The organism is Paraburkholderia sp. JHI2823, from assembly GCF_038900695.1.
Lineage (GTDB): Bacteria > Pseudomonadota > Gammaproteobacteria > Burkholderiales > Burkholderiaceae > Paraburkholderia > Paraburkholderia mimosarum.
Genome location: NZ_JAYMRY010000096.1, coordinates 1 through 5288 on the forward strand (window position 1 = coordinate 1; position 5288 = coordinate 5288).

Annotated in this window: 4 protein-coding genes and 1 pseudogene; 2 read left to right on the forward strand and 3 right to left on the reverse strand. The window is 57.5% G+C overall.

The genetic code is table 11. The features are described from left to right. Positions 1-699, forward strand: a 699-nt coding sequence (locus VSR34_RS37290; RefSeq protein WP_342965114.1) for a hypothetical protein, incomplete at its 5' end; no start/stop codon positions are given. Between the two features lie 43 nt (positions 700-742). Here VSR34_RS37290 and VSR34_RS37295 read toward each other — a convergent pair. After that, positions 743-1183, reverse strand: a complete 441-nt coding sequence (locus VSR34_RS37295) for a hypothetical protein (RefSeq protein ID WP_028231700.1) — start codon at positions 1181-1183, stop codon at positions 743-745. A gap of 723 nt (positions 1184-1906) precedes the next feature. Beyond that, positions 1907-2137 (reverse strand): tyrosine-type recombinase/integrase, encoded by a 231-nt coding sequence (locus tag VSR34_RS37300; protein WP_028214503.1) that lies wholly within the window; start codon positions 2135-2137, stop codon positions 1907-1909. Between the two features lie 386 nt (positions 2138-2523). Between VSR34_RS37300 and VSR34_RS37305 the strand changes: the two genes are divergently transcribed. Next, the gene (locus VSR34_RS37305; RefSeq protein ID WP_081723445.1) at positions 2524-2826 is read left to right on the forward strand and encodes a VF_A0006 family four-cysteine protein; all 303 of its coding nucleotides are present in this window, start codon (positions 2524-2526) and stop codon (positions 2824-2826) included. A 2130-nt stretch (positions 2827-4956) separates the two neighbouring features. Here VSR34_RS37305 and VSR34_RS37310 read toward each other — a convergent pair. Continuing rightward, positions 4957-5118: pseudogene (locus VSR34_RS37310) on the reverse strand (IS3 family transposase); the annotation flags it as partial. Positions 5119-5288 lie beyond the last annotated feature (170 nt).

Consider the following 5288-nt stretch of genomic DNA (forward strand, 5'->3'; position numbering starts at 1 on the left):
GTGATCAGCTCACGTCCGTTCATGGTTCGCCCCTGGTCGACGCCTCACGCGAGCGTGCGCGTCAACCGGGACAGGAATCGGACATTTCTAATGAGCCAGAACCGGACATTTCTAAAAAGCCGTAACACTAGCCTATTTCCTGGCCCTTGTTATGTACAATTTGCAGATCCTCACGCGGAGACCAAAATGGCGGACGCAGACTGGACGGGCTACGTTGGGATGGCGACGGGAATATTCGGAGCGGTAACTGGCTTCCTAGGCTATCGGCGGGCCAACCAAATCAAGTCGTTGGACCTGCGGCTTGAACTCCGGAAGGTGCTGAGTGATGCCCACGACTCCCTTTCCTCTTTGCCAACACTGATTGAAGAGGCAAACGGCTCCCGCCATGCCGTGCTCGCGGCGAAGGGACTAGGCGGATCAGGCAACAAAATCGTGTGGGATGAAGCGGTGGCGGCAGACCGCGCGCAAATCGACAGAATTGCACCGAGCCTTCCGAGCGAAGGTGCAGACTTCTCTACACTTTCGTCAGAACACCTCGAAGCTGAAATAGTTGCCGCGCACAAGATCAAGACAAGCCTGTCAGGGATGGTCGCCAAGTATCGCGCCGCGCTCGCTGCTGATAGTGAAGACAGAAAGCAGATAGCTCACCAAGTCACGGCCATGACGGCTGCACGTATCGCTCAAGCCACGAAACCATAGAACCCCCACACTATTGATCGGATAGGCGGGCGTTTCGTTTTGCTCACCCACCCTTCGCCTTAGCCTTCTTCTGTGCGGCCTCTGTTTCGAGCGCGGCCTTCACCTTCGCTTTAAGAAGTTCCCGGTGCTTGCGGAACGCATCTTCCAGCGTGTAGTCCTTTTGTAACTCGCGCATGGTCGCCTTCCCTTCCGTATACAGCCACGAAAGGACCGGACGCATGCCGCCCGGATCGTCCTTTTCTTCAGTCTCGGTCCGGAAGCGGTGCGGCACGTTGACCTTAGGCGCCTTGAATCCGAAGCTGTACTGCTTCACGAGGTTCATGATTGCGGCCAACGCCTCGTGCGGCCGCAGCGCGCCCAAAACGTCCCGCACGTACCTGTCGATGTTCTGCGGAAAGGCTAACGAGTGCCACGCCTCCCCGTCCTTCACTTCGGTCAGCGCCAGTAACTCCGCAGGATGAATCGTGTCCAGACGGTCGAACATGCCGACCGCGCCATATACGGCGAAATGCCGCACCCGGTAACGATCATTCGCGGCTTGGACAGCGAAACCCACGCCCCGTCAGAAGTCATCACCTCCGTAAGCCGCAACAACTCTTGCAGCCGGATTGTTGCGGAGTCCCGCAAGGTGATCCCAAACCCTCCGACCGCCGCGAAAAGTGCCGTGCGATAGCTCACGCCGTACATGTCGAACTCATACATTTCACGCGCCATGGATGCCGCCACAAGAACTTCGCAGCCTGCTCCAAGGGCATGTCGGATCAGGCTTCCAAACGGAGGCCGCTTGATGGCGGAAACAGTACGGACTTGTCCGCGTCGAAAGGAACGCGGAAGCGCTCACCACGCGCTTAGATCGCTGCCCGCGCTTCTGGACTACGCTGATGGATCGCGCCGCAGGATACTGTGTGTCGCGATGCAGTTGCTGTGGATGGCGGACGGAGACGCGAGGTCAGACGAGGAGCATGCCGATTTTGCGCAGGCTATGATCGCGCGAAGGCAACGCGGCGAGCCGGGATGCCCCGCTGCGACAAGTTCGCTAGCGCATCATCTCGACCACCTCCCACGCTTGAAGGTGCGTATAGCGCTGCAGCATCCGGATATCTTTGTGGCCTGAGACCACCGATATGTGAATCGGGCTAAGAGACAATAGGGCGTAACGCGCGATGGCTGTGTACCGAAGGTCATGGAACCGCATATCGCGAAATCTTCAGTTTGCGCACGAGCCGAAGGCGCGTTCGATCACCTCGGCGGACATCAAGCCCTCCCCACGCTTCAGACGATCCGGCGCGGCTGCGCGGCTGTCGCGAGCGGCATCGCGCGGTAAACCGTTTTTGCTCGCATGGAGGCGCGCAACTTTTTTCGACCAGTCGATATCGGCCCACTTGAGCGCTGCTATCTCGCAATACCGCATTGCGGTCGCCAGCGCGAACTCGTTCATGTGGCGGAACTGCCCGAGGTTGCCAAGAGAGAGTCACGGACTACGGAGTTCTGCCGCGTCATAATCCGAACTGGTTGCCGCCCGCGCCCGCGATCAGCACAACCCTTGTTCCTACACAAGCCTTCCTGTTAGCGGTGCATCGATTTTGTCACCGTTGCAACAATAATGTGCCAATCTGCGGTAGCTTGGCGTTCTGACAAACCCCCAACCTTGCTGCACTTGGCTTGGGCCACGCGAACTAAATGTCTCAGCGACCGGTCAGAAGCAATACCCATCCGATGCACATCGGTCAGCAGTCGGCCACAACCGGTCGATCGACAGCGATTCAGGCATCGCTGTCGATCCATTACTGCCCGCCGTGATGTCCGTGAGTCTCGGCCACAATCATGCTCAAACTCGCCTATCTGTTTGTCTCCATCACGCTCGCCGCCCCGCTCTCGACCCCTGTGTACGGTAGTGATAATCCAGACTACGATCAATGCATCCTGCGTTCGTTGGGAAACAGTCAGAGCAGCTTTGCGGCACAACAAATCAGCAACTCTTGCAACGCGCTTTACAGAAACGGTGCCATGCTGTTGCCCCGCGAAAGAGCGTATCACCTGTGTGTCCTGCAAAATGTGCAAACCGTGAGAGGAGCATTTGCGGTCAACGAGATACTGCATGCATGCCGACGTCAAAATCGCATGTAGGACTGACATCGTTGACGATTGCAGCACGTGACATTCGCACGATCTTAATGTTGATCGCGTTCATTGCACTTGCCCCGTCGAGACGTGACGTGACGCTCGCGTAAACTGCCGCTTCCCGAAAATGCCAAGGTCTGCTTCATGTCATAGAATCAAACCGCCGGCGCGCTACGGTGCTCCGGCTGAGCATGGCGCATCATGAGGGGTCTTCCGGCGAAGCTCCGACAATTGACGCAATGCGCCCGAGCGCAACGTCAAGCGCACTTCTAATCCAATGACGGCTTCGGGGGCTCGTTGGCGTTTGCAGTCAGCAAGGATCAGTACGTCATACGGCCCGTTGTTACGCACGTGCGACGATCGCAGACGTTCGTCGGGAATATCCAGTATTCGTTTCTTCGAGGATCGGATCGGGACATCGTATAGAGTTCTCATTGGATTCGACGCCGAAGGAAGTCTCGCTGGAAGCCTCCGAGAAAGAACTGGGGTGCCTTTGCGTCGGCAGTGAACTATCTACCGAGTAATATTAAGAGTAATGTCTCGCGTCTGACAGGTTAACAACGGCGTACAGACTTGAATGGAAACGGAAGACTGCTTTATAACCGCGTTAGTCCGACATTCAACCGTAACACCGTAGGAAATCGGCATAGTCGGCTGCTTGTAGGCGACGTACGGCCCCGGTGTTGCCTTACACCACGCATCCGGTGAATTCGTGAACACGCTCATGTTCCCGCGTATGCTCGATGTGATCCAAAGAGCAGTGGGGATGTCAACGGTTGACGCGTATTTAGCGCTTACCGGCGACGGAGCCACGATTGCAACCTGTTCACAGTTGCACTGTATGGTGCGGTCGGGTATTCCCTGTGGCAAAACGGCAGGTGCAGCAGATCCTGACACTGCATATACGACTTGAAAAATACTTGATTTTCTATCGATTTTCACAAGCATCTCCTATAGAAGTGTCAGTGCGGCGTCCGAGACACGAGTGAACTGCTCGGGATATGTCTTCGCCGATCAACCGCGTGACTTTTCCGCACAGTGGCCAGCACGGATCGAGTTCGAGCGAATGCTCTTCGCACGACGCATGGCATGACAGCGCCTCCTGCGGCGACGCGTTGACGCTAGACGTACTCGCGATCGATACGTGGACTCGGCATACATTGGCGACGCTGCGCCGGGCAGCGAGGTCCTCAAGCTCGGTTTCGAGCCGAGCGATCTGCCGGTTAAGCACTCGATCTCGAGTTCCCTGTCGGCCATGTCCCGCAGCAACCGCTCGATCTCACCCTCCGTTCGGCAAGCGACGCGCCAGGCCTGAAGCGCGCGGACACCCTCAGGGAGATGCGCGCCGTTCGACATGAGGCGCAGTTTGCGAGGCCTCAGCGCGGTACAACATCGACAGCGCCGCAGTGCGGCGCGGTTGCCGCCAGCCGATGCCCTCAAGCAATATCGACAAGTTGACTGGAGGTCGGGAAAACCTTCCGCCACAGGTCTGCGGCCTGATGAAACTCCCTCGCTCCAACCGTTTCGTGAGAGTCTAGAGCCCTGCTTTCTCAGTTATCCAAAGTATTCTCACGAGATCGCCGCCGGCGCACACCTTAGATGAAGACGTTGCCGTCCAGCGGGTATCTCAGCGTCGACAATACCGTCGACTCTAACCGCTTCCCGGCCGATCCGAACTTCGATTGAACCAGCGGGCACAGCTGGCATCACGATCGGAGGCTCCGGCAGACGCACGAGGTTCATTGACCGATGATGCCTCCCTCACGATCATCACCGAAACGAGTCGCACCGCCTCGGCTTGCTGTTCAGCCAGATACCGGCGTCGCCCCGTAACTACACGCTCGCGTTCAAGACGTTCTCTCGGGTCAATCTGGGGATTGACACCCTTGGCTCGGAAGCTTCCATCGCGATGGCGATGGCGACGTCGGAATGGCGGATTATGGTTCGTGCGACATTTAGGGCTGCCAGGCGCTCGGATCTGACAAAGTGGTGCCCGTCACTTCGAAAACATGGGCAGCAATTTGATGCCGATCCCTGTGGCTGTCTACGACGGCAGCCGCGAGCCGCTTACCTTTGGATGCAGAGAATTCGGACTAACGTTGCCCGCGAATTTCGTATGCGCTAACTGTGACTTTATTATGCCGCTGTGCGGGCGTGGCAGTTTTGTTCAAATTGCACTGGACTGACGTAGCTCAATGTCGAGTGCAGACGCCCGTGATTGTAGAAGCGCAACAGTCGATCAACTCTTCCATCGCTTCGCGGCGCAACGCGCTGACCGTGAATATGCGCCCGCTTCAGCACCGAACGTCAAACGGTTGCGACTGTTGTCGATTGATCTCGCCCATATCGAAGGAGGCACGTCACCGACCTGATGGCTGACGGTGACGGACGCCTCTGATCCTCTACCACTGTCACGGCGACGCCCGCCCGTAACCCCCCCACCACGGCACCCCCCAACGACTAACGGG

What these genes read in the sequence shown, in the direction of transcription:
- VSR34_RS37295 (WP_028231700.1), bottom strand. Translation starts at nt 1,183, where the DNA reads ATGTTCGACCGTCTGGACACGATTCATCCTGCGGAGTTACTGGCGCTG.
- VSR34_RS37300 (WP_028214503.1), bottom strand. Translation starts at nt 2,137, where the DNA reads ATGAACGAGTTCGCGCTGGCGACCGCAATGCGGTATTGCGAGATAGCA.
- VSR34_RS37305 (WP_081723445.1), top strand. Translation starts at nt 2,524, where the DNA reads ATGCTCAAACTCGCCTATCTGTTTGTCTCCATCACGCTCGCCGCCCCG.